At 70.5% G+C, this 22,682-nt stretch carries 17 protein-coding genes; 5 read left to right on the top strand and 12 right to left on the bottom strand.

Features of this window, described 5'->3' with window-relative positions:
• Positions 1–36: 36 nt before the first annotated feature.
• Genes FF041_RS20945 through FF041_RS20935 form a run of 3 tightly spaced genes read right to left on the bottom strand, consistent with a single transcriptional unit; the run spans position 37 to position 4,201 of the window.
• Positions 37–1,740, bottom strand: a complete 1,704-nt coding sequence (locus FF041_RS20945) for an ABC transporter substrate-binding protein (protein ID WP_153524203.1) — start codon at positions 1,738–1,740, stop codon at positions 37–39.
• Complete coding sequence (locus FF041_RS20940) at positions 1,737–2,900, bottom strand: GNAT family N-acetyltransferase (protein ID WP_323392296.1); 1,164 nt, start codon at positions 2,898–2,900, stop codon at positions 1,737–1,739. The genes FF041_RS20945 and FF041_RS20940 overlap by 4 nt, the downstream gene beginning before the upstream one ends.
• Positions 2,897–4,201: an ATP-grasp domain-containing protein gene (locus FF041_RS20935; protein ID WP_153524202.1), complete on the bottom strand. Its 1,305-nt coding sequence runs from the start codon at positions 4,199–4,201 to the stop codon at positions 2,897–2,899. The genes FF041_RS20940 and FF041_RS20935 overlap by 4 nt, the downstream gene beginning before the upstream one ends.
• A 455-nt stretch (positions 4,202–4,656) precedes the next feature.
• Between FF041_RS20935 and mrdA the strand changes: the two genes are divergently transcribed.
• The gene (mrdA, locus tag FF041_RS20930) at positions 4,657–6,822 is read left to right on the top strand and encodes a penicillin-binding protein 2 (protein WP_323392294.1); all 2,166 of its coding nucleotides are present in this window, start codon (positions 4,657–4,659) and stop codon (positions 6,820–6,822) included.
• Between the two features lie 123 nt (positions 6,823–6,945).
• Here the strand turns inward: mrdA and FF041_RS20925 are convergent, their stop codons facing one another.
• From FF041_RS20925 to FF041_RS20905, 5 genes are all read right to left on the bottom strand, one after another.
• Entirely contained in the window at positions 6,946–8,409 is a 1,464-nt protein-coding gene (locus FF041_RS20925) for a serine/threonine-protein kinase (protein WP_194292110.1), read from the bottom strand.
• A gap of 93 nt (positions 8,410–8,502) precedes the next feature.
• Complete coding sequence (locus FF041_RS20920) at positions 8,503–9,186, bottom strand: family 16 glycoside hydrolase (protein WP_153524199.1); 684 nt, start codon at positions 9,184–9,186, stop codon at positions 8,503–8,505.
• Complete coding sequence (gene wecB / locus FF041_RS20915) at positions 9,183–10,463, bottom strand: non-hydrolyzing UDP-N-acetylglucosamine 2-epimerase (RefSeq protein ID WP_228388448.1); 1,281 nt, start codon at positions 10,461–10,463, stop codon at positions 9,183–9,185. Before wecB ends, FF041_RS20920 begins: the two co-directional genes overlap by 4 nt.
• A gap of 106 nt (positions 10,464–10,569) precedes the next feature.
• Positions 10,570–11,814, bottom strand: a complete 1,245-nt coding sequence (locus tag FF041_RS20910) for a glycosyltransferase family 2 protein (RefSeq protein WP_323392292.1) — start codon at positions 11,812–11,814, stop codon at positions 10,570–10,572.
• Entirely contained in the window at positions 11,811–12,014 is a 204-nt protein-coding gene (locus FF041_RS20905; RefSeq protein ID WP_153524198.1) for a hypothetical protein, read from the bottom strand. Before FF041_RS20905 ends, FF041_RS20910 begins: the two co-directional genes overlap by 4 nt.
• A 445-nt stretch (positions 12,015–12,459) precedes the next feature.
• On the opposite strand from FF041_RS20905, the gene FF041_RS20900 reads away from it, so the two are divergent.
• Positions 12,460–14,253, top strand: a complete 1,794-nt coding sequence (locus tag FF041_RS20900) for a DUF2334 domain-containing protein (protein ID WP_228388447.1) — start codon at positions 12,460–12,462, stop codon at positions 14,251–14,253.
• A gap of 200 nt (positions 14,254–14,453) precedes the next feature.
• Positions 14,454–15,479 (top strand): glycoside hydrolase family 113, encoded by a 1,026-nt coding sequence (locus FF041_RS20895; protein ID WP_153524196.1) that lies wholly within the window; start codon positions 14,454–14,456, stop codon positions 15,477–15,479.
• A gap of 187 nt (positions 15,480–15,666) precedes the next feature.
• Here the strand turns inward: FF041_RS20895 and FF041_RS20890 are convergent, their stop codons facing one another.
• Both FF041_RS20890 and FF041_RS20885 read right to left on the bottom strand, forming a co-directional pair.
• Positions 15,667–17,004: a sensor histidine kinase gene (locus FF041_RS20890; protein ID WP_323392290.1), complete on the bottom strand. Its 1,338-nt coding sequence runs from the start codon at positions 17,002–17,004 to the stop codon at positions 15,667–15,669.
• Positions 17,001–17,657, bottom strand: coding sequence for a response regulator transcription factor (locus FF041_RS20885; protein ID WP_153524195.1), 657 nt, complete (start codon positions 17,655–17,657; stop codon positions 17,001–17,003). Before FF041_RS20885 ends, FF041_RS20890 begins: the two co-directional genes overlap by 4 nt.
• A gap of 285 nt (positions 17,658–17,942) precedes the next feature.
• Between FF041_RS20885 and FF041_RS20880 the strand changes: the two genes are divergently transcribed.
• Positions 17,943–18,770 carry a DUF3152 domain-containing protein gene (locus tag FF041_RS20880; protein ID WP_228388446.1) on the top strand — a complete coding sequence of 276 codons (828 nt, stop codon included), beginning with the start codon at positions 17,943–17,945 and terminating at the stop codon, positions 18,768–18,770.
• 225 nt (positions 18,771–18,995) lie between these two features.
• Positions 18,996–21,230: a terpene synthase family protein gene (locus FF041_RS20875; RefSeq protein ID WP_323392288.1), complete on the top strand. Its 2,235-nt coding sequence runs from the start codon at positions 18,996–18,998 to the stop codon at positions 21,228–21,230.
• Positions 21,231–21,602: 372 nt separating this feature from the next.
• On the opposite strand, the gene FF041_RS20870 is transcribed toward FF041_RS20875, so the two are convergent.
• Together FF041_RS20870 and FF041_RS20865 are read right to left on the bottom strand one after the other, a co-directional pair.
• Entirely contained in the window at positions 21,603–21,794 is a 192-nt protein-coding gene (locus FF041_RS20870) for a DUF397 domain-containing protein (protein ID WP_407698183.1), read from the bottom strand.
• A gap of 11 nt (positions 21,795–21,805) precedes the next feature.
• The gene (locus FF041_RS20865; RefSeq protein ID WP_153524194.1) at positions 21,806–22,636 is read right to left on the bottom strand and encodes a helix-turn-helix domain-containing protein; all 831 of its coding nucleotides are present in this window, start codon (positions 22,634–22,636) and stop codon (positions 21,806–21,808) included.
• Between the last annotated feature and the right edge of the window lie 46 nt (positions 22,637–22,682).

The following is a 22,682-nucleotide window of genomic DNA, read 5'->3' as shown; positions in this document are numbered from 1 at the left end:
CTGGAACGGGTCGGGCTGAAACGGTGGGCGTCTTTATCAACCAGCACCGGCGCCGGCGACCGAGTCGAGGCCCATCGCCTGGATGTCGTACAGGCCGAACGCCGGGTGGACGTAGACATTGGTGACCCATGGGTTGCGGAAGTGCAGGGTCTTGTCGTGGACGAGGGGCAGCAGCACGGCGTGCTCCATCACCCGCCGCTCCACGGCCTGCCACAGGCGGGCGCGCTCGGCGGGGTCGGTGGTGTGGAGGGTCTCGTCGATCAGATCGTTGACCATCGGATCGTCGAGTTCGGGGAGGTTCCAGTTGCCGCCGTTGCGCTTGATCTGACGGCCGTCCACGAGCGGGGAGAGGAAGCCGTACTCGGTGGGGAAGTCGGCGCCCCAGTCGGTGACGATCAGGCCGAGCCCGTGCTCGCGGACGGTCTCGGGGTGCCCGGCTCCGAGGCTGAAGTACGTGGCTACGTCGAGTTCCTTCACGGTCAGCCGGATGCCGACCCTGGCCACCGATTCGGCGACCGCGTCGGCGACCATCCGGAACTTGCCGCGCTGGGTGCCGATCACCGCCTCGAAGCCGTCCGGGAGTCCGGCCGCCTTCAGCTCGGCGCGGGCCGCGTCCAGATCGCCGCGGAGGTCCTGGCCCGTGGGGTACAGGTCCAGGTCCTGGTGTGCGGGCAGCGTGGGCGGGAAGAGCGCCGTGGTCAGGTCGCCGCCGGTGACGGGGCCGCCGCGCGCCTCCTGGAGCAGGATCTTGTCCGCCGCGTAGTGCACCGCCCGGCGCACCCGCACATCGTCGAACGGCGGGATGTGCGGCTGGATCGCGACGAAGTGCAGAAAGCTCGTACGGGGGTTGTCCGTGTGCGAGCGCAGCACATCGTCCGCGGTGACCAGATTCTGGGCCGCGTGCTGGAGGCCCCGGCCCTCCAGGTTGATGTCGAACTCCCCGTCGATCAGCCGGTCGTCGAGTTCGTCGACGTCCATGCCGATGGTCAGCTCCACCCGGTCGGGCAGCGCGGGCCGGATCGGGTCCGTGGCCGGGTCCCAGTGCGGGTTGCGCTCCAGGTGGAGGAAGGCTCCCGGCCGGTGCTCGGCGACGCGGTACGGGCCGCTGGAGCGGGGGGCGGCGCCGTACTCCGCGCCGGTGTCGGCGTGCTGTGGCACCGGCGCGGCGCAGGGCTGGGCCATCAGATGGTCGAAGTCGGAGAACGGCCGGTTGAGATGGAAGACGATCGTGCGGTCGTCGGGCGTGCGCACGGACCGCAGCGGTTCCTCGGTCCGGTACGGGCCGGGGTAGGGCCGGGCGGGGTCGTCCAGCAGCGGTATGAGGTAGGTGGGGCCGCCGGGCAGCACGTCCTGGGCGAACACCCGCTGCACGGCGTGGCGCACATCGGCCGAGGTGATCGGGGTGCCGTCGTCGAAGCGCAGACCGGGGCGGAGCCGGTAGCTCCAGGTCCGGCCGCCGTCGCTGACCTGCCCGGGGCCCTCGGCCAGGTCCGGTACGGGCACGAGCCCGGCGGGCCCCGGGTCGGTGGGGTAGGCCATCAGGGTGCGGTTGAGCATCCGCTGGAGCAGCCATACCCATACGTAGTAGGTGCGCGCGGGGTCGAGCGAGTCCACATCGGCCGAGGAGGCCAGCCGCAGGGTGCCGCCGCGCCGTTCCGAGGGGTTCACCATCGACCCCACGGCGGCGTCCCAGCCGGCGTGGGCACTCGCCGGGGCGAGTCGTCGCCGTTCCGTGGTCATCGTGCGGTCCTCTCGGAATCCGTGTCGGTTCGGGGCAGACGGAGCAGGAAGGAGTGCTCCTGGCTGGCCTGGCAGCCGCGGGCGAGCTTCGCCTCGACGCTGCCGATGCCGGCGTGCAGGACGGACACGCCCTCCTGGGCCGCGGCCTCCAGCACCCGGTAGTACAGGACGTCGTAGTAGAGCGGCAGCTTGCCCTGGGCGTCGTAGTCGAATCCGGCGCGGTGGCCGAACCACTCCTCGCGGCCCCGGGCCCGGGAGCGCAGCACCATGCCGAAGCCGATGATCTCCCCGTCCTTGCGGGCGACGGAGACCATGACGTCGTCGCCCATGACCTCGGCGATCCAGCTCAGCAGCCCCGCCGAGTGCTCGGGGCTCGCCGGATTGCCGTACTTGCGCAGCAGATTGCAGTCGAGCTCGCCCAGCCGGGGCACCAGGTCCTGGGTGAGCGGCTCGATCCGCACGTCCACCTTCGCCTCGGCCAGCGCCCGGCGCTCCAGCTTGACCCGGCGGCGGCGGTGCTTGCTCATCCCGGCGATGAACTCGTCCCAGCCGCCGGGCGGGATCGCCAGCCAGGCGTAGTGCGCCGAGGGGTGCGACCGGTAGCCGCGGCTGTTCAGCAGGTCCACGAGCCCGGTGTCGCGCTCGTCGACGTGCGGGAAGCACACGGAGGCCGCGCCGCGTTCCGCGGCGAGCCGCTCGGCCTCGGCCACCAGCGCCTCGACATCCGACGGCAGCGCGTCGGGCGCGGCCAGCGGGCGGGTGCGGCCCAGGTGGCGACCGCCGCACACCAGGGACGGCAGCAGCGACGCGGGGTCGCCCCCGGCCACGTCGGCGAGGCGGGCCGCCGCCTGGGGCTCGGGCGTCTCGTCGGCGAGCCCCCGGGCGAGCATCGCGTCGGGCCGGGCGAGCAGCCAGGGCACCGAATCGTCCGCCCAGGCGGTCACCAGGGCCGCGACGGGCGCCCCGGCCCGGCGGCGGACCAGGAAGTCCATCGTGGTGCCGGAGTTGCGCTCCTGTACCGCCAGCCAGCGGGGGGTCTGGAAGAAGTCCTCGGGGCCGACCAGATCCGACCAGCCCGCCCCGGGCAGCCCGGCGGCGTCGGCCACCCGCGTCACATCCGCCCCGCCGTGCTCCCCGGGCCCGGCCGTGTCGGCGCTCACTGCTCCGCGTCCTCTTCGTCCTCTTCGACCACGAAGTCGAGGTATCCGGCGGCCTTGTCGGCGAGGGCCTGGGCCTCCAGCCGGTCCGGTCCGGTGCAGTAGGTGAAGCCGACGCAGGAGGAGTTGTCCATGCGCTGGAGCAGCTTGTCGCCCTTCTCCACATGCAGCAGCACCTGGACGCCGGGGACCGCGGCAGCCGCCTCGACGCCGTCGACGCGCTTGAGGGTGCCGCGCCGCTCCGGGTAGATCATGCGCACGGCCGCGCCGCCGTTGTGGACGACGGGCTCGATCCGCGGGACCGCGCCGATCGTGAGCAGCCAGGCGTCCAGGATCGGGCTGCGTCCGGTGACGTCCGTGACCAGCATGGTCATACAGCTCGACGGGGTCCGCGGATTGGCCTCGATGACGCGCCAGCCGGTCTCGGTGCGCCGTACCTCGGTGTGGCACGGGCCGTGCCGGTAGCCGATCGCCGCGAGGGTGTCACGGACGACGGAGTACAGCGCGTCGCGCTCGTCGTCGGACAGCGGCACCGGGAAGGTGTGCCCGCACTCGATGTACGCGGGGTCCCCGAACAGGTCCTTGGAGGTGACGCCGAAGACATGGGTGTAACCGTCGACCGTCATCGTCTCGACGCTGACCTCGACGCCCTCGACATAGGTCTCCAGCAGCACATCACCGGAGCGGGGCTGGCCGCGCAGGCTGTGGCGCATCCCGGACAGCTCCTCCCACGCCTCGACGAGCTGAGCCATGTCGTCGACGCGCCGGACTCCGTAGCTGATGGCCTCGGCGGGGGGCTTGGCGATCATCGGGAAGCCCAGCTTGCGGACGGCTTCCTCAAGCTGCTCCCGGCTGCTCACCAGCGCGTGGGGGATGTTGTACGGCACATCGCCGAGGGCGACGCGCAGCCGGTCCTTGACGTTCGCGGTCTCCACGGAGGCGGGGTCGGGGCCGGGCAGTCCGAGCCGCTGGGCCGCCTGCGCGGCGATCACCGTGTGGTAGTCGGAGAACGACGTCAGACCGTCCACCTGGGGCCGTCCGTCGTCGCCGGTGACCGCCGCCAGCACCGCCTCCAGGTCGGTGGTGTCCACGTCGATCACCCGGTCGACGGCCGCCGCGAGCGGGTGGGAGTCCCAGTCGTGGCCGTGGGTGTACCAGGACCGGTCGCCGGTGAGCAGCCAGACCTCAAGACCGTGCGCTCGCGCCTGGTGCAGACCCAGCACGAAGGGGTGGTTCTGCATGTGCTCGACGATCGCGACGCGTTTGCCCGCGAACTCGGCATAGTCGGCCAGGGGTGTGGTCATCGAACAGCCTCCGTCATTCCGCCGTACACTCGACTGGACTCGGAAAATCGGGACCAGTTGAACCCGCCGACGGCACTCTGGTCACGGTTCGGGCCGAGATGTGCATAGGCGGTGGGCGAGGCGCATAGGAACGCCCGCCGTCCTGGCCGGCGCCTCCGCAACGCCCGCCGTCCTGGCCGGCGCCTCCGCAACGCCCGTCGTCCTGGCCGGCGTCTCCGCCCGGACGGGCCGTACCCGGCCGAAGGTGACGTGATCCCGGGCTGCGTCGAGCGCGGCCGGTCGCCTAGGCTCTGTGGTGGCAGGACTGCCCGACCCAGCCGGAGAGCTCCCGAAGCCGCCAACGCGCCGCCGGTTCAGCGCACTTCGCGACAGCCGCGAGAGATCGGGCGCAGCGCCGCACCAAGCGAGCGGGCCCCGGCAGGGCGCCCGCCGACGGCACAGCAGAGGGATCGCGCGTGACCAACATTCCGGAGACGGGCCGGACCCCACGGGTCCGGATACGGCTCGTCGTCATTCAGATACTCGTCTTCTCGCTCCTTCTCACCCTCGGCGGCAGACTGTGGTATCTCCAGATCCGCAAGGGCGACGTCTACTCCCAGCAGGCGTCCGCCAATAACGTCCAGCGGGTCGTCCAGCCCGCGTTACGCGGCTCCATCCTCGACGCACGCGGTGTCCCGATCGCCGACAACGAGACCCGGCTCGTCGTCTCCGCCTCCCGTACCGAGCTGCTGACGATGGACGACGACGGCGCGGCGGTCCTCACCAAGCTCGCCGGCGTTCTGGGCATGAAGCCCGAGCGGGTCAGGGAGAAGGTCCGGCTCTGCGACGCGAAGACGCCGCAGCCGTGCTGGAACGGTTCGCCGTATCAGCCGATCCCCATCACCGACCAGGACACCGCCCGGCAGGCGCTCCAGATCCGCGAGCGCGCCGAGGAGTTCCCCGGCATCTCCGCCGAGCCGGTGGCCGTGCGCCGCTATCCCGGCCCGGGCGGGGCCAACACCGCGCAGGTGCTGGGCTATCTCTCGCCCGTCTCCGATCAGGAGATCCGGCGGGCCCAGCACACCGACTCGCCCTATCTCCGCTCCGACCAGGTGGGTCGCAGCGGTCTTGAGCGCGAGTACGACGACGAGCTGCGCGGCAGGGCGGGTGTGACCCGTTACGAGGTGGACAATCTCGGCCGGGTCATCGGCGAGGCCGAGAGCGACCCGGCTCAGCCCGGCTCGAACCTGGTCACCACCATCGACGCCCGCGTCCAGCGCATCGCCGAGTACGAGCTGAACGAGGCCCTGAAGGAAGCCCGCAAGGAGTGGGACCGCAACACCAGGGAGAACTACAAGGCGGACTCCGGCGCGGTCGTGGTGATGGAGGCCAGGACGGGCCGGGTCGTCGCCATGGCGTCCAATCCGACGTACGACCCGAACGCCTGGGTCGGCGGCATCTCCGCCGAGGACTACGGGAAGCTCACGGGCAAGGGCTCCAATCTCCCGCTGCTGAACCGCGCGATCCAGGGCCAGGCGGCTCCGGGCTCCATATTCAAGGTCGTTCCGACCACGGCCGCGGTCAACGCGGGTTACCCGTTCGACGGCCGCTACGACTGCTCCAGCTCGTACTCGATCGGCGGCCGGAGTTTCGGGAACTTCGAGTCCAGGGGGTACGGCCCCATCAGCCTCGGCCGGGCGCTGGAGGTCTCCTGCGACACCGTGTACTACCGGCTGGCGCACAAGGAGTGGCGCGAGGACGGCGGTCTCATGCCGAAGAAGGGCGCCGACGACTGGTTCTACAAGACCGCCCACCAGTTCGGCCTCGGCAAGGTGACCGGCATCGATCTGCCCAACGAGGTCAGCGGACGCGTCCCCGACCACGAGTGGAAGCAGAAGTACTGGGAGGCCAACAAAGACGCCTGGTGCGAGCAGGGGAAGAAGGACGGCAGTTACGTCGAGCAGATCGCCTACGAGAACTGCCGCCAGGGCAACCAGATACGGGCCGGTGACTCCGTCAACTACTCCATCGGGCAGGGCGACACCCTCGCCACCCCCATCCAGATGGCCTCGATCTACGCGGCCATCGCCAACGGCGGCACCCTCTACCAGCCCTCCGTCGGCAAGGCGATCGTCAGCGCCGACGGCAGAAGCGTGAAGGAGATCAAGCCCAAGGCGCAGCGCAGGCTGCCCATGACGAAGGAGACCCGCGACGCGATAGACGGCGCCCTCGCGGGGGTCGCCACCCGTGGCACGGCCGAATGGCGGTTCGGCGGCTGGCCGCAGGACGAGATACCGATGCACGCCAAGACGAGCACCGCCGAGGTCTACGGCAAGCAGACCACCTCGTGGTTCGCCACGTACACCAAGGACTACTCGATCGTCCTGACGATCTCCCAGGGCGGTACGGGCTCCGGCGCCTCGGCGCCCGCCGTGCGCAAGATCTACAACGCGCTGTACGGCGTCTCCGAGGACGGTGTCATCGACAAGGAGAAGGCGCTCCTCTACACGCCGCAGCGGAGTCTGCCGAAGATCGGGCCGGACGGTTCGGCCGACCTCCCGAAGAAGGCGGGTTACGAGCCCCGGAAGCGGGAGACGGCCGCCGGCGGGGTGCTCGCGCGGACGACGGGCAGGCGCGACTGACGGACGGCGGGCCGCTCGGCGGGGCGTTCACCGGTTACGCCGAGCGGCAGGCCCCTTCGCTGGACACCCCGCCGAGCGGCCGGGCGATCCGCGTCAGCCGGGCCCGGCCGGTCCCGCCGGCGTTCAGGACCCGGCGGGCGTCACCCGGGTCACCCGGCCGTCTGCGTCGGCCTCCAGATATCCGCTGCTGTAGGCGTCGGACAGATAGACGGCCATCGCCGCGGACGTGTTGAAGAGCTCGTTCGGCTGCCGGATCGACAGATAGCGCAAGGTCGGCTTCTCGACGTTCAGATCGTTCTCCGCCCGCTTCAGCAGCGCGGGGAGCGCGTCCCAGTCGAACGCGTCGAGACTCACCGGCAGGTCGCCGCCCTTCAGGGAGCCGCTGTTCGAGCTCCGGGAGACGCCCTGGCCGACGTAGTAGGTGTAGGTGTCGTACCGCTTGTCGCTGCCGTCCACCATGCCCCGCGCCAACAGATACCCCGGATACACGACCAGATAGCCCACCTGGTCGGTGCCCATCTCGGCCTTGAGCTTCTTGAGGGCCACGCGGATGCCGCCCGGTGTCAGCAGATCCGCGGCCTTCGCTTTCCCCTTCCCATCCCCCGTCTCCTTCGGTGCGTCCTGCCCCGGCCGCGAAGCGGACGGTGTGCCGGAGGGTGTGACGGACGATGTCCCGGACGGCCGGGCACTGGGCGTGCGCGAGCCGGCGTCGGCCCCGCCCGATGACGCGGACGGGGAGCCGTCGCCGTCCGCGTCGCCCAGCGGCAGCGTCCACACCAGCACCCCCGTCAGCACCATGCCGAGGATCGAGGAGCCGATCGCGGCACGGCGGGAGCGCCGGCCCCGGCGCTCATCCGCCGGAGCGGGCCCGGCGGCGGCCGGCCGGGGAGCGGCGTCCTGAGCAGCGGACGGCCCGGCGGGCGGGACCGTCCGCTCGCCGGGGTACGGCCCGGCAGGCGGGGCCGCCGGGGGCGACAGCCGGTAGGACGTCGTCCCCGGCCGTACGGAGGGGTCCGCGTCGCCCCGTACAGCCGCGGCCAGCATGCGGTCCACGGTCTCCGCGTCCGGCCGCGCCGCCGGGTCCCTGACCAGCACGGCGCCCAGCACCCCGGCCAGCGCTCCCGCCCGGACCGGCGGCGGCAGCGGGTCGTAGAGGACGGCGGCGAGGGTGGCCAGCGTCGTACCCCTGCGCAGTGGATGACGGCCCTCGACCGCGACGTACAGCATCATCGCCAGCGACCACAGATCGGCGCTCGGACCTCCGTCGCCCCCGGTGATCCGCTCGGGGGCCATATAGTCCGGCGTGCCGATCATGGACCCGGTCGCGGTCAGCGCGGTCGACTCCCGGATGGCGGCTATGCCGAAGTCGGTGAGGACGGGGCGGCCGTCCGGCCGCAGCAGCAGCGCGGACTCCGGGTCGTACTCGGCGAGCCCGGGATCGGGCGGCCTCACCTCCTTGAGCGCCACGGCCCGGTCCAGGACCAGATCGCGTGCCCGCCACACCGTGCCCATGCCGCCGCCGCCGAGGCGCGTCTCCAGCGCGAACCGCCCGTCGATGACCCGTCTGCCGCTCTCCCCGCCGCTCATGGCCGGGAGCATACGAGACGGCGGGCGCCGGGCCGCACGCGGTCGCCCGCTCCCCGGTGCGGCACCGGGGAGGGCGGCTGGGGCGAGCGCGGCTCACCGCTCCGGGGCGACGGCGATCTCCCGGAACTCCGCGCGCGCGTCCTCGGTGTAGGCCCCCACGCTCCCCGCCGTATAGGGGCGTTCCCGGTCGGTGAAGGCGACCACCGTGCGTCCGTCCACCGACACCGTCATCCGGGCGCCGCGCTGCCGCACCCGGACCTGCGACCAGTCGCCGACCGGGAAGCGGGGCAGACCGGTGGCCAGGAACCGCTGTCCGCCCCGGTATTCGGGATCCCGTTTGCCGAGCTCCCAGCCGTTGGGCTTGAGCGCCAGATAGTAGAAGTGCTCGGGGTCGGTGTACGCCCACACCAGCCAGGCCACTTCCCACGGATTGGGGCTCGCCGCCCTGAGCTGCTCGGCGGTGCGCATCCGGGCCCGGTAGTCCAGCCGTTCATAGCGCTCGGTGGAGATCACCAGACAGGCATGGGTGCGTTTGCGCTCGCTCGCGGCGTGCGGGGTGAGCGTCAGCTCGTCCGCTCCGCCGGTGTTGGTTCCATAGCCGTGGAACACCGACCGCCAGGGGCCGTGGACCGATCCGTCCCGCCAGGACTCGACCGACGGCGTCCGCCGTTCCCCGTCCCACCGGTCCACCACCGCCATGCCGACGGCCGCCGTCAGGGCGAGGGCCAGGACGAGCCCTCCGATCCGCAGACGGTGACGCCATCGCGTGGGCCTCATACCACCGGATCATACGAGCCGGCCGGATCGCCGTGCCCTGGTACGGAGGAGGCGGCCGGATCACCCGGCGGGCGCGCGCCGTCCCCCGGAGCGCCCTGGGCACCGGCCCCGGCGCCGAAGGGCGCGATCCCCGGGCCGGGGGCGCCGCCGAAGTCCCCGTTGAGCCGCGCCACGATACGGTCGGCGGCCCGGCCGTCGCCGAACGGGTTCCCCGGCGCCGCCATCCTCCGGTACTCGGCCGGATCGTCCAGCAGCCGCTGGGCGGCGGCCAGGATCAGCTCGGGGTCGGTGCCCACCAGCCGGGCCACCCCCGCCTCCACCGCCTCCGGGCGCTCGGTGGTGGTCCGCAGCACCAGCGCGGGCTTCCCCAGGCTCGGGGCCTCCTCCTGGAGCCCGCCGGAATCGGTCAGCACCAGATCGCAGTCGGCCAGGGTGGCCACGAAGTCCAGATAGCCGAGCGGGTCCACCACCGTCACCCCGGGGTGGCCCGCCAGCTCCGGGAGCAGGGCCTCGCGCACCGCCGGGCTGCGGTGCAGCGGCAGCGCGATCTCCACATCTCCCCGGTCCGCCAGCCGGCGCAGCGCCGCGCCCATCGCACGCATCCGGTCGCCCTGGTTCTCCCGGCGGTGCAGGGTCAGCAGCACCTTCCGCAGGCCGGTGCGGAAGGCGCTGAGCCCGCCGCCCTGCTCCCGTACCCAGAGCAGATTGTCGACCACGGTGTTGCCCGTGGTGATCACCTGACCGGCCGGCACTCCCTCGGCGTGCAGATGGCCGGCGGACCGCGCGGTGGGGGCGAAGTGCCAGCGCGCCACCCGGCCGATCAGCCGGCGGTTGAGCTCTTCGGGGAAGGGGTTGTCCGGTACGCCGGTACGCAGGCCCGCTTCGACATGGGCGACGGGTGTGCGCTCGTAGAACGCGGCGAGCGCGCCGCAGAAAGCTGTGGTGGTGTCGCCCTGGACCACCACCAGATCGGGCTGTTCGGCGCGGATCACCTCGCCCAGCCGTTCCACCAGACGGGCGGTGAGCTCCGAGAGCCGCTGCCGCTCCCGCATCACCGCCAGATCGGTCTTCACCCCGACGCCGAGCAGGCCGAGCATCTGCTGAAGCATCTCCCGGTGCTGGCCGGTGGTCACCACCATCGGCCGGAACAGCGGGGATGCGGTCATCGCCCGTACCACCGGGGCCAGTTTGATGGCCTCCGGGCGGGTGCCGAGCACGACCATGGTGCGGACGCCGCCGTCCGTGGACGGGGAGTGCGGTCTGCCTGATAAGGACATGGGTCTCCCTTGGCGAGATGAGCGGAAGGAGCGCGTTACGGAGCGGAACAGGGCGGTGCGGAACGAGCGTGGGGTGCACCGGCGCGGGGAGTCGTGTCGTACGGGGTCAGCTGCGGTCGGTCTTCAGCCAGGTCCGTTTGCCGGTGATCGCCCGCCACAGCCCCCACCACCCGGCCGCGAACCAGATATAGCCGTAGAGGACGAAGGCGTGGCCGAGGCGCACCGCGTGGAGTGCGCTGATCGACCGCTCGCGCCGGTGGTAGACGAATCCGTAGATCCAGGCGGAGGTGAACGACAGCACATAGGGGCCGATGAACCACATCGTGGAGACCATGGGATGACCGGTCCGGATCGTTCCGATGATCGCGCCGAGCACGGCGACCAGGAAGGAGAGCGGCAGTACCGAGGTGAGCAGGATCAGCACCGGGCTGGAGAGGTGGTAGATGAGGTCCATCGCCGCCCGGCGGCCGGGGACCTCACGCAGTATCAGCGGGGCCAGATGGGCCGACTGGAGATGTCCCTGGAACCAGCGGGAGCGCTGGCGGACCAGCCGCCGCAGATCGAGCACGGCCTGCTGGGAGACGGCGGCCGTGGTGCAGTACTGATTGGTCCAGCCGCGCGCGATCAGCCGGACGCCCAGGTCCAGATCCTCGGTGAGGCTGTCGCTCCAGGGGTTCTCGCCCAGCGAGTCGAGCGCCGACAGCCTCATGAACTGGCCGTTGCCGCCCATGCCGACGCTGCCGATGAATCGTCGGGCGCTCTGGAAGATATCGCCGTAGACGACGAACTCCATGTCCTGGAGCCGGGCGAGCAGCCCCTCCCGGCGGTTGTACATCCGGACACCGATCTGGGCGGCGCCGGTCCACGGGTCGTTGAAGAACGGGTCGACGGCGTCGATCACATGGCGGTCCAGCCTGCCGTCGGCGTCCACCACGCAGACGATGACATCGTGTGGATCGCGGTCGCCGAGCAGACTCGACGCGCGTAGCAGCCGGACGCCGTCGTTGAGCGCCGCGCCTTTGCCCCGCCGGGCGTCGGGCAGATGGCGCTGGTGGAGCCAGACCCGCTGGGGGTCCGCCGATCGCGCGATCTCGGCCGTGCGGTCCTCGGACGCGTCGTCGATGACCAGGGCGACGCAGTTCCCGGCCGGCAGCGCGGTGATCCGGGCGAGGCTCTCGCCGAGCACCATTTCCTCATTGAGGCAGGCGAGCATAAAGACATAGAAGCGCTGGTCGCCGGTGTCGGGGCGGTGCGGCACCTTACGGCGGGAGAGCAGAAAGAGGCCAAAATTATATGTTCCGGCCATCGCGATGAGGCCGACACTTGCCCATATCAGCGGTACATCGGTCACGACCGGTCCGCCGCGGCCCGGTCCTGCCACCCTGTGGGGCCGACACCGGTCACGGAGGTTCGTGCTCGTAATCGCAGACGCGCCGCCAGCAGTCCGAGAGCGACCAGGCAGTACAGCAGAAACCCCGCGCCGGCGGTCGCCTGTAGAACTCTGGCCACCTCGATCCCGGGTATCTCGTCCGGTGCCACCGCCAAGCCCACCAAGGGCAGCGTTGATCCCAGAGCAGACCTACCGTACATCGTCCCCCCACCTTCAACTCTGCGCAGGAGCGGCTGGCGCGTCCCCAACGGACCGGCCTCTGCGCGCCTACGGAAAGTACCAGACGGATCCACCCGGAGGGGGTATTCTGTTGAAATTTCAAGGCTTGATTTTTCTGCCCCCATGCCCCATTGACAGCCGACCGGAATCGTCAGAAGAATCCCGGGTCGTTGAGCTCCACAATCCGCTTGTGGAAATCTGTGGTGGCCCGGGCATGGCCTCTTGCGCTACGAATCGGCCATGATCCGTCGCCTTCTCAGAGTCTTGTTCCACGCAATGCGGGACCAGAATCGAGGGGGTAAAAAGAGTATGCGCGAACCCTGGAGAAGCTGGAGAAGATCGCGGCCGGCCTGGCTGGCTCTGATCGCTCTCGCCATCGCCACTCTGATGGCGAGCAGCCTGCTGACTCCGACGGCCGCGGCGGCCCGGGGCGGCCGGGGGGACGTCGACCGGATGGCCTCGCAGGACCTCGCCACCGGTCTGGACGCCAAGGATCTCAAGGGCTGGGCCGCCGCGCAGCGGTCGGCCGACGCCGAACGCCGCGCCGAATCGGCCGGAAAGAGCTCCAGCGAAAAGCGGACATCGAAGCAGATCCGGCGCTCCGAGGCCGCCGGGCCGATGCCGAGGCGGGCGCCGCGCGCACCGCTGCCGGGCCAGGCCAAGACGCTGGTCCTGTACGACAACGCGGGCCCGTTCGGCCACCTCGGCGAGTTGTACGCGATGGGGGTGGCGAACCTCGGCGGACGCTTCGGCACCGTGACCGCCAAGCCGGTCCAGGAGTACACCCCCGCCCTGATGGAGACCTACGACGCCACCGTCTACATCGGCTCCACCTACTACAGCGACACGCTTCCGGACGCCGTGCCCCAGGACTTCTACCTGGACACCTTGTTATCCGAGCGTCCGGTGATCTGGATGGGCGGCAATATCTGGAACATGGCGAACTCCATCAGCATCCAGGAGTTCGAGTTCCGGTACGGCTGGGATCCGACGTCGTCCTACTACGACAACGGCAGCGGAATCGGCCAGGTCACCAAGGTCAATTACAAGGGCCAGACGCTCACCCGCAAAATGCCCTTCGGCCAGGACGCCGGCGTGCTCCGTCCCAAGATCAGCACCAACCCGGGCGCCGCGCCGGTCACCGAGATCGCCACGGCGGTGGACACCACCGGCGGCGGGGCCGCGACCTTCCCGTGGGGGCTGCGCTCCGGCAATCTGACCTACCTCGGCGAGATCCCCTTCACCTTCGTCTCGGAGTCGGACCGGATCATCGCCTTCCATGATCTGCTGTTCGACGCGCTCGCCCCGCAGACGGCGGAGCAGCACCGGGCCATGGTGCGCCTGGAGGACATCACACCGCTGTCCGACGCCACCCGGCTCCGGGCGATCGCCGACTATCTGAAGTCGCAGAACATCCCCTACGGCATCAACGTCATCCCGGTCTACAACGACCCCAAGGGCGTGCAGAGCAACGGTGTGCCGCGTACCGTGCGGCTCTCCCAGCGGCCCGGTCTGGTGAGCACCATCAAGTACATGCTGGCCAACGGCGCGGTGCTGATGGATCACGGCTACACCCATCAGTACTCGAATGTGAACAACCCGTACAACGGTCTGTCGGCCGACGACTTCGAGTTCTTCCGCGCTCACGAGGAGACGCCGAACGGCGCGGTGATCTACGACGGTCCGGTGACCGAGGACTCCGACGCCTGGGCCCAGGGCAGGGTCACCGCCGCGCTGGCCGAGTTCGCGCGGGTCGGGCTGCCGAAGCCCCGGCTGTGGACCACCCCGCACTACGCCGCTTCGGCCACCGACTACAAGGTGTTCGCGCGCAACTTCGAGGCCCGGCTGGAGCGTTCGCTGTACTTCGCCGGGACGCTGACCGGCACCCCGGTCGACTCCAGCCGCTACCTCGGCCAGTTCTTCCCGTACCCGGTGACGGACGTCTACGGCACCAAGGTGCTGCCGGAGAACATGGGCAGCTACGAGCCGGTGGGCCACAACAACAACCCGCCCCGGCTTGAGGCCGACCTGATCAACAACGCCAAGGCCAACCTCGCCGTACGGGACGGCTTCGCCAGCTTCTACTACCACCCGTACCACGATGTGGCGCCGCTGAAGAAGGTCGTGGAGGGCATCGTGGCCCTCGGCTACACCTTCGTCAGCCCGGAGAGCCTGCTCTGATCCGGCCTGCTCCACGGCCTGCTCCACGGCCTGTTCCACCTCTGCTCCACGGCCTGTTCCACCTTTGATCCACCTCTGCTCCACCTCTGCTCCACCCCTGCTCCAACTCGCACCGCCCGCCGTTCCCGGTCCGCCTCGCGCGGGCCGGGAACGGCTCGCGTCATCCGGGCCCGCTCCGGCCCGGGAAAGGCCCGGTCCCGATGAGAGCGCTGAGGCGGGCGGCCACCGTGGCGGCGGCCATGGCCGTACTGGCCGTACTGACCGGATGCGGCGCGGGCGGGGACGGCCCGCCCGCGCCGGACGAGCGGATACAGGGGGTCACCCTGCCCGCCTGGGGAGTCGACGACTACGACCGGCCCGAGGCCCGGGAGTATCTGCGGCAGATCGCCGACACCGGCGCGCGGTGGGTGGTCTTCACCCCCACCTGGTACCAGAACGGGACCGTCCGCTCCCTGCCGCGCACCAGCGAGGAGACGGCGAGCGACAACAGTGTGCGCAGGATCGTCGCACTGGCCCGCTCCATGGGGCTGAAGGTGATGCTCAAACCGCATGTGGATCTGGTGGACGGCGGTGATCGGGCGGAGATCCGGCCCGCCGACCGGGACGCCTGGTTCACCGCGTACGAGCGCTTCATCACCCACTACGGGCGGCTGGCGCGGGAGCTGAACGTGGAGCAGTTCGCCGTGGGCACCGAGCTGGCCGGCACCTCGGGCGACCGCCGGCGGTGGACGAAGGTGATCACCGCGGTGCGCGAGGTCTACGACGGCCCGCTGACTTATGCCGCCAATTATGACGAATACGCCCGCGTCCGGTTCTGGGGCGCGCTCGATCTGATCGGCGTGGACGCCTACTGGCCGCTCGCCGAGTCCGCCACGGCCGACCCCGCGCGGCTCGCGAAGGGCTGGCGGCCGATCGTCGCGGAACTCGCCGCGTTCGCCGCCCGGCAGAACAGAAGGATCCTGTTCACCGAGGCGGGATATGTCAGCCAGCGCGGCACCGCGTCCGCGCCGTACTCCTGGACCGTCAGCGAGCGCACCGGGGCCGCGGAGCAGTCCGCCGCCTATCAGGCCCTGCTGACCGCGTTCGACGGCCGGGCGTGGTGGGCCGGGGTGTGCTGGTGGATGTGGGACGACTGGCCGGACAGCGGCGAGACCGAACGACGGCTGGCCTACACCCCGCACGGCAAGCCCGCCGAGGAGGTGCTGCGCCGCTGGTGGCGGGAGTGACCGGGGCGGGCGCGAGCCGTGGCCGGGCAGGGCCTCCCGGCAGCCGGGGCCGGTGCTCGGTTCCGGGGCCGGCTGCCGTACTGCCGCCCAAGGCGCGTCCACGGCCCGGCGCGTGTCCACGGTCCCGGGGGCCGGTCCGTCGTCACGCGGTCCGTCGTCACGCGGTCCGTCGTCACCCGGTCCGTCGTCACCCCGCCGGACGGCGGCGGCCGGAGGCGCGAGGCCCGGTGGCCGTGCCGTCGGCCGGGGGCAGGGTCGCGGTCACCTCCAGGCCGCCGTCCGGCAGCGGAACCGCCGTGGCGTCGCCGTTGTGCGTCCGCGCCACCGCCCGCACGATGGACAGACCGAGCCCGCTGCCCCGGGCGGAGCCGACCCGGTCGGTCAGCCGGCGGAACGGCTCGAAGAGCACGGGGATCTCATGCGTCCCGATGACCGCGCCGGTGTTGGCGACGGTGATGCGGACACCCGCGCGGCCGGTGCCGGTCGTCACCCGGATCCAGCCTTCGGGACGGTTGTACTTGACGGCGTTGTCGACCAGATTGCGGACGAGCTGTTCGAGGAGTACGGGGTCGCCCACAGCGGGCGCGGCCCCCGCCTCGACCGTGATCGTGATCCCCCGCGCCGTGGCCGCCGGGCCCGCCTGGCCGACCACGGCCCCGGCTATCGCGGCGAGATCGACGGGCAGCCCCCCGGTGACCGTGCTCTCGGCGCGCGCCAGCGTCAGCAGCGAGTCGATCAGCCGCTCATGGCGTTCGTTGACGGCGAGGAGGTTCTCCCCCAGCCGCTGCACCTCCGCGGGCGCACCCGGCCGGGCCACGGCGACCTCGACCAGGGTCCGCCCCACGGCCAGCGGCGTCTTGAGCTCATGCGCGGCATTGGCGATGAACCGGTCCTGCCCGGCGAACGCCTCGTCGAGACGGTCGAGCATGCTGTCGAAGGAGTCGGCGAGACGCTTCACCTCGCCCGGCGGTTCATCGAGGTCGATACGCCGGTGCAGGGTGCGGCCCGCGATGCGCTCGGCCGTCGAGGTGATGCGGTTGAGCGGACGCAGCAGTCTGCCCGCGACCAGCCAGCCCGAGGTGGTGGCGACGATCCCCACGCCGAGGACGGCGAGTCCGCCCTTGGCCATGAGGTTCTTCTGCATGGAGTCGAGCACGGTCGCGCGGGACGCCGGATCGATCAGCACCGGCTCCGAGGTCGCGTACCCCCACCGCTCCTCCGACGGCCGGATGGTCGGCTCCGAGCTCTCCGGCGGCGCGGGCCGCTTCCCGTCGGGCAGCACCGTCCGCCCGGGAGAGGGCTGCGCGGTGGGGGACGTCCTGTCCGTGGGCAGCGGCTCGTCCGGGGACGGGGGCACAGGGACCGGTTGGACGGCGGTGAACGGCAGATTGAGGGTGTACTCCATGCTGTTGCCCACCAGGATCAGGGCGCCGCCGAAGATCGCCGCCCCGGCCACGAAGAACATCAGACCGAAGACGACGGTGAGCCGGACCCTGAGGCTGCCGCCGAGCGCGCGCAGGATCACCGGATGCGGTAGCCGACGCCGGTGAGGGTCTCGATGACCGGCTCGTCCCCGAGCTTGCGCCGCAGGGAGCGCATGGTGACCCGGACGACCGTGGTGAACGGGTCGACGTTCTGGTCCCAGGCGCGCTCCAGCAGCGCTTCGGCCGACACCGGGGCGCCCTCGGCCCGCAGCAGCTCCTCCAGCACCGCGAACTCCTTGCGGGACAGGGGGATGTACCGGCCGTCGCGGGTGATCTGGCGCAGATGGGTGTCGAGCCGGATGCCGGCCCGTTCGAGCACGGGGGGAACCGCGGGCCGTGAGCGGCGGCCCAGGGCCCGTATCCGCGCGACGAGTTCGGCGAACGCGAAGGGCTTGGTCAGATAGTCGTCGGCGCCGAGCCCGAGCCCCGCGACCCGTTCGGCCACCGTGGTGGAGACCGTGAGCATGAGGACCCTCACCTCGGCTCCGGAGGCGACGGTGCGCCGGCAGACCTCGTCCCCGTGCACCAGAGGGAGATCACGGTCGAGGACCATGACGTCATAGGCGTGGACGGCCGTGTTCTCCAGCGCCGCCGCGCCGTCGTGGACCACGTCCACCGCGAACCCTTCGTGACGGAGCCCCTCCGCCATCGCCTCGGCGAGCATCTCCTCGTCCTCGACCAGCAGCACTCTCATGCGTTCCCGCCCGCTCCTCACCCGGATGACCTGCGACAAGTATCCGGGTCCGAGGTGAAATCCGTGTGAGCGGGTTTGCTCACCGCGGCAGTACGGCCCATGGAGTCCACTGGTGAGCGTCCCCCCGACGCTCCCAGTCCCCGCGTGGACCGCGGTCGCTCGCCCCCTCACAGAGGCAGATCCACCATGTCGCCAGACCTGCTCGCCACCGCCCCGGACCGTGATCGCGCCGATGCCGGACAGCGGCGTGCCCGTCCGGACTCCGCTCCGCGATCCCGGCGGCGGATGAGCAGACGTAAGCGCGCCTCCCCCCGGAAGAAGGCGTTCCGGGCGCTGACCGCGCTGCTCTGCGCGGGGACCGTGGCCTGGGCCGCACACGCGGTACGGCCTGACTCCCCCGGCCCCTCAGACCCGGCTCCCGCTCCGGCTCCCGCTCCGCCGGACCAGGCGGAGCGGTCGACTCCGGCGGACACCGTGACGGACGATCCCAAGCCGCCCTCGCCGAAGCCGAGGGACTCCCCCGAGCCGCCGAAGGCCCCCCGGTACCAGGAGAACGGGCCCGGCACCTATACCTGGGCCGAGGGGACCGGCCGGCGCGTGGGCAGCGGAGGCAGGCTCATCCGCTACGGGGTGAAGGTGGAGGACGGCACCGGCCTGGACGCCGGGAAGACGGCCGATGAGATCGACGGCATCCTCCGCGACCGGCGCGGCTGGACCCGGCAGGGCGCGGCGTCCTTCCAGCGGGTCGGCTCACCGCCGTACGACATGGTGGTGCACGTGGTCTCGCCGGGGACGACCGACCGGCTCTGCGGGGCCTGGGGGCTGGACACCGGCGGCGAGGTCAACTGCGCCAACGCGCCCGATCTGGTGGTCAACGTACGGCGCTGGGTCGAGCTGAGCGAGCAGTACCCGGACCGGGCCCATGACTACCACGCGCTGATCATCAACCACGAGGTCGGCCATGTGCTCGGCTACGGCCACCGGGGCTGCGCCGGTCCCGGGCGGCCCGCGTCGGCGATGATGCAGCAGATCAAGGGGCTCAAGGGCTGTGTTGCCAACCCTTGGGTGCACGACGAGGACGGGAGCTTCATCGGCGGGCCGAAGGTGCCGTGAAGGAAGCCGAGTCGGACGGAAGGACGGCTCGCACCTCGTACGTGTGAATGCGGAGGGGAGTCTCGGCGCGGCGCCCAGGTCGGCGCCCACACTGTGCGGGGGCCGCGAGCGGTTGACCGGTCCGCAATGAGCAAGGGGCGGGCTGACACGGCACCAGGACCCTCCTGGACCGCTTGAGCTGTGAATGACCGTCATATCTCGACTCCCGACGAGAGGTCATGGATCGTGACACAGCCGTTCGAGCTTCCGGTCTTCTATGTGCCCCATCCGGCTCGCCTGAACCCGCATCTGGAAGAGGCCCGGGCGCACTCGGGACAGTGGGCGCTCCGGATGGGCATGCTGGACACGCCCAGGCCCGGTGGCGGCGTGGTCTGGGACAAGGCCGCGCTGGACGCGATGGACTACGCGCTGCTCTGCGCCTACACCCACCCGGACTGCGACAGTCCCACCCTGGACCTGGTGACCGACTGGTATGTGTGGGTCTTCTTCTTCGACGACCACTTCCTGGAGCAGTTCAAGTACTCGCGCGACCTGCGCGGCGCCAAGGCGTATCTGGACCGGCTCAATCTGTTCATGACCGCCGACGGGGCGGCGCCGGAGCCGGCCAACCCCGCCGAAGCGGGGCTGGCCGACGTGTGGCGGCGTACCGCTCCGGCGATGTCGGCACAGTGGCGGCGACGGTTCCGCACCAGCACCCACAACCTCATGGTCGAGTCGATGTGGGAGCTGGAGAACATCGACCGGGGCAGGATCGCCAACCCCATCGAGTATGTGCAGATGCGGCGCAGGGTGGGCGGGGCCCCCTGGTCGGCGAATCTCGTCGAGTACGCCACGGGCGCCGAGGTACCGGAGCAGGTGGCCGGGGCCAGGCCGATGACGGTCCTGGCGGACGCCTTCGCCGACGCGGTGCACCTGCGCAACGACCTCTTCTCGTACCAGCGCGAGGTGCAGCAGGAGGGGGAGAACTCCAACGCGGTGCTCGTCTTCGAACGGTTCCTCGACTGCTCGACCCAGCAGGCCGCCGACCTGGTCAACGACCTCTTGACCTCGCGGCTCCAGCAGTTCGAGAACACCGCCCTGACCGAGGTGCCCGCGCTGCTGGCGGAGGAGGCCGTGCCCCCGCACCAGCAGGCGGCCGTGACCGGCTACGCCAAGGGGCTACAGGACTGGCAGTCGGGCGGGCATGAGTGGCATCTCAGGTCCAGCCGGTATATGCGCGGGGGCACCGCCCACGGGTCTGCGCCGCGCCTGGGCGGGCCGACCGGGCTGGGCACCTCGGCGGCGCTGCTCCCGGCCGGGCTGGCCCACGGTACGGCGCGCAGGCTCCGACAGCACGCCCACCAGCCGTGCCAACCCGTCGGCGCCCTGCCGCTGCCGGAGTTCTACATGCCCTTCGGCTTCCGGACCAGCCCGCATGTGGACCTCGCGCGGGAGACCACGGTGGCCTGGTCGCGGGAGATGGGCTGCTTCGACGTGGTGCCCGGGGTCGACGGCGGCGAGGTGTGGGACGAGCGGCGCTGCCGGGAGTACGATCTCGCCTACCTCACCGCGGTGTTCTACCCTGACGCGAGTCCCGAGCAGCTCACGCTCTCCGCGGACTGGGCCCTGTGGGGCACCTACTCCGACGACTACTTCGTACGGGCCTTCATGACCACCGGCGACGCGGTGGCGGGCAGGATCTGGCACGGCCGGCTCGCTGAGTTCATGCCGCTGGACGCCGGGCCGACCCCGACCCCGACCCCGACTCCGATGAGTCCGGTCGAACGCGGCCTCGCCGACCTGTGGCGGCGCACCGCCGGTCCGCTGACGGAGTCCGCCCGACGGGCCTACCGTGCGTCGGTGCTCGATATGACCGACAGCTGGGTATGGGAGTTGGACAACCAGGCCCAGCGCCGGATCCCCGACCCGATCGACTACGTCGAGATGCGGCGCAGGACCTTCGGGACTGATCTGATCATGCAGCTGGCGGCGTTCACACGCTCCGACGCCGTCCCGTCCGAGGTGTATCAGACCGGTGTGATCCGGGAGTTGGAGACCGCTGTACAGGACTGCAACAGCTTCACCAACGATCTCTTCTCCTACCAGCGGGAGATCGAGTTCGACGGTGAGATGCACAATATGGTGCTGGTCGTGGAGAACTTCCTGGGGGTGGACCGGCTCCGGGCCAGGGACATCGTCGCGCGGCTGACGACCGCTCGCGTACGACAGTTCGAGCTCCTGATCGCGGAGGACCTACCGACGCTGTTCGACGAGTTCGACTTGACCCCGGAGGCCCGGGCGGCCCTGGAGCGGTACTCGGAGGACCTCAAGCAGTACCTGGCCGGGAATCTGGAGTGGCACCGCACCACCCGGCGCTACCGCGAGACCGAGATCCGCCGCGACCACGGCCCGGCCGCCCGTTCCTTCCACCCGACCGGGCTCGGCACTTCGGCGTTCCGGATCACTTCGCTGCTGGGGTGAGGTTGACGGGCCTGGCGATGGGGGCCGCAGCGGATCAAAAAGAACCCCGGCCTCCCTGAGGAGGCCGGGGCCTTGATCGAGCGCTGGGCAGGCCTTGCACCTGCATCCCCCCACGGGAAGTGGGGTGTCTTTCCTTGGACCACCAACGCCGGTCCCACAACCGGGATTCCCGGCCGCGAGCACAAGATCAATATACCCCAGGAAGCCACCTCCCAGCACCCCGGGCCGAGACCGGCACCCGCACCCGACGGAACCGGGCCGTCCTGGTGCCGCCGCGCACCGCCAAGGCACCGCGCTGCCCGCGACGAGTGACATAAGCCCCGCCGACTCCGGAGGATTGGAATCGACGGGGCTCGGGGCCGTGAGGTTAGGCTAGACGGCGCTGGTCTGTGCGAGTGCGACCAGTCCGGCGAACGCGTCGCTGGAGACCATGAGGACCGGTCCGCCAGTCCGCTTGCTGTCACGGACAGGGACAACGCCGTGCGAGGCTGCGAGGTTGGCGGCAACCTCTACGCACTGCCCACCCTGGCCGCTGTATGTGGACGTGAACCACTGGGGGTTCACCGAGTCGACGGTCACTTAGTGCCCTTTCGAATCTGATTGATCATGGAAACAGAAGCGTCCTGTGAGAGCGCCCCTACCTGTAGCTGATGGTAGGTGGTGAGTATTGGCACTACTGATCCACTGTCACGCTCAAGGTGTCCCCGGTGGGACGACTGCGCATAGGACATCAGCGAGCGGTCCGGGAGCGTCAGGACGGTGATCGGCAGAGTGAACGGGCGACGTTCCGCCATGGTGAACGGGGCCACCTGTAGCGCCGTGTTCGGGAGTTCTGCGAACTCAACGAGACGATCGAACTGTTCATCCATGACCGCGTGTCCGCCCACGGGGCGACGGAGACAGCTTTCGTCCAGCACCACAAGCACCAGGGGTGGAGGGGTTCGGAGGAGTGAGGATTGCCGACTCGCTACCAGTGCTACTCGTTCACTGGCTTGTTCAGGCGTAGCGGCCCCGCGCATGACCTCATGATCTTCGATGGTTGATGCGTACTGCGGCGTCTGGAGCAATCCCGGTATCACCCCCACTTCGTAGAGCCTGATCTCTGCCGCTCTCGCCTCTTGCGCGACGTACTCCGGGAACCCCTCCAGAAGCGCCGTTTGCCTCACGGCGAGGCTCTGACGTTCGAACCGGTCTCCGGTGCCAAACGCCCGATCGACACTCGTCGCGAAGCGTCGAGTTGGCGGACGCCGACCAATTTCCACGGCGGAAATGTGCGACCCGGTACACCCAAGCAGTTCCCCTAGCTCCTCCTGTGTCCAGCCACGCTCATCCCGCAATCTCCGCAGACGCGCGCCGAAAGCTGCCCCGGGGCCGCTCTCGGGGTCCAGTTCCCTGCGGTTCACCATCTGACTCCCGATCAATCGAGCAATCTGTACCAGTTGAACAGCGCTA

The organism is Streptomyces jumonjinensis (genome assembly GCF_009600885.1).
GTDB lineage: Bacteria > Actinomycetota > Actinomycetes > Streptomycetales > Streptomycetaceae > Streptomyces > Streptomyces jumonjinensis.
Note: the sequence above shows the minus strand (reverse complement) of the source record. Positions and strands in the feature narration are given on the sequence as shown.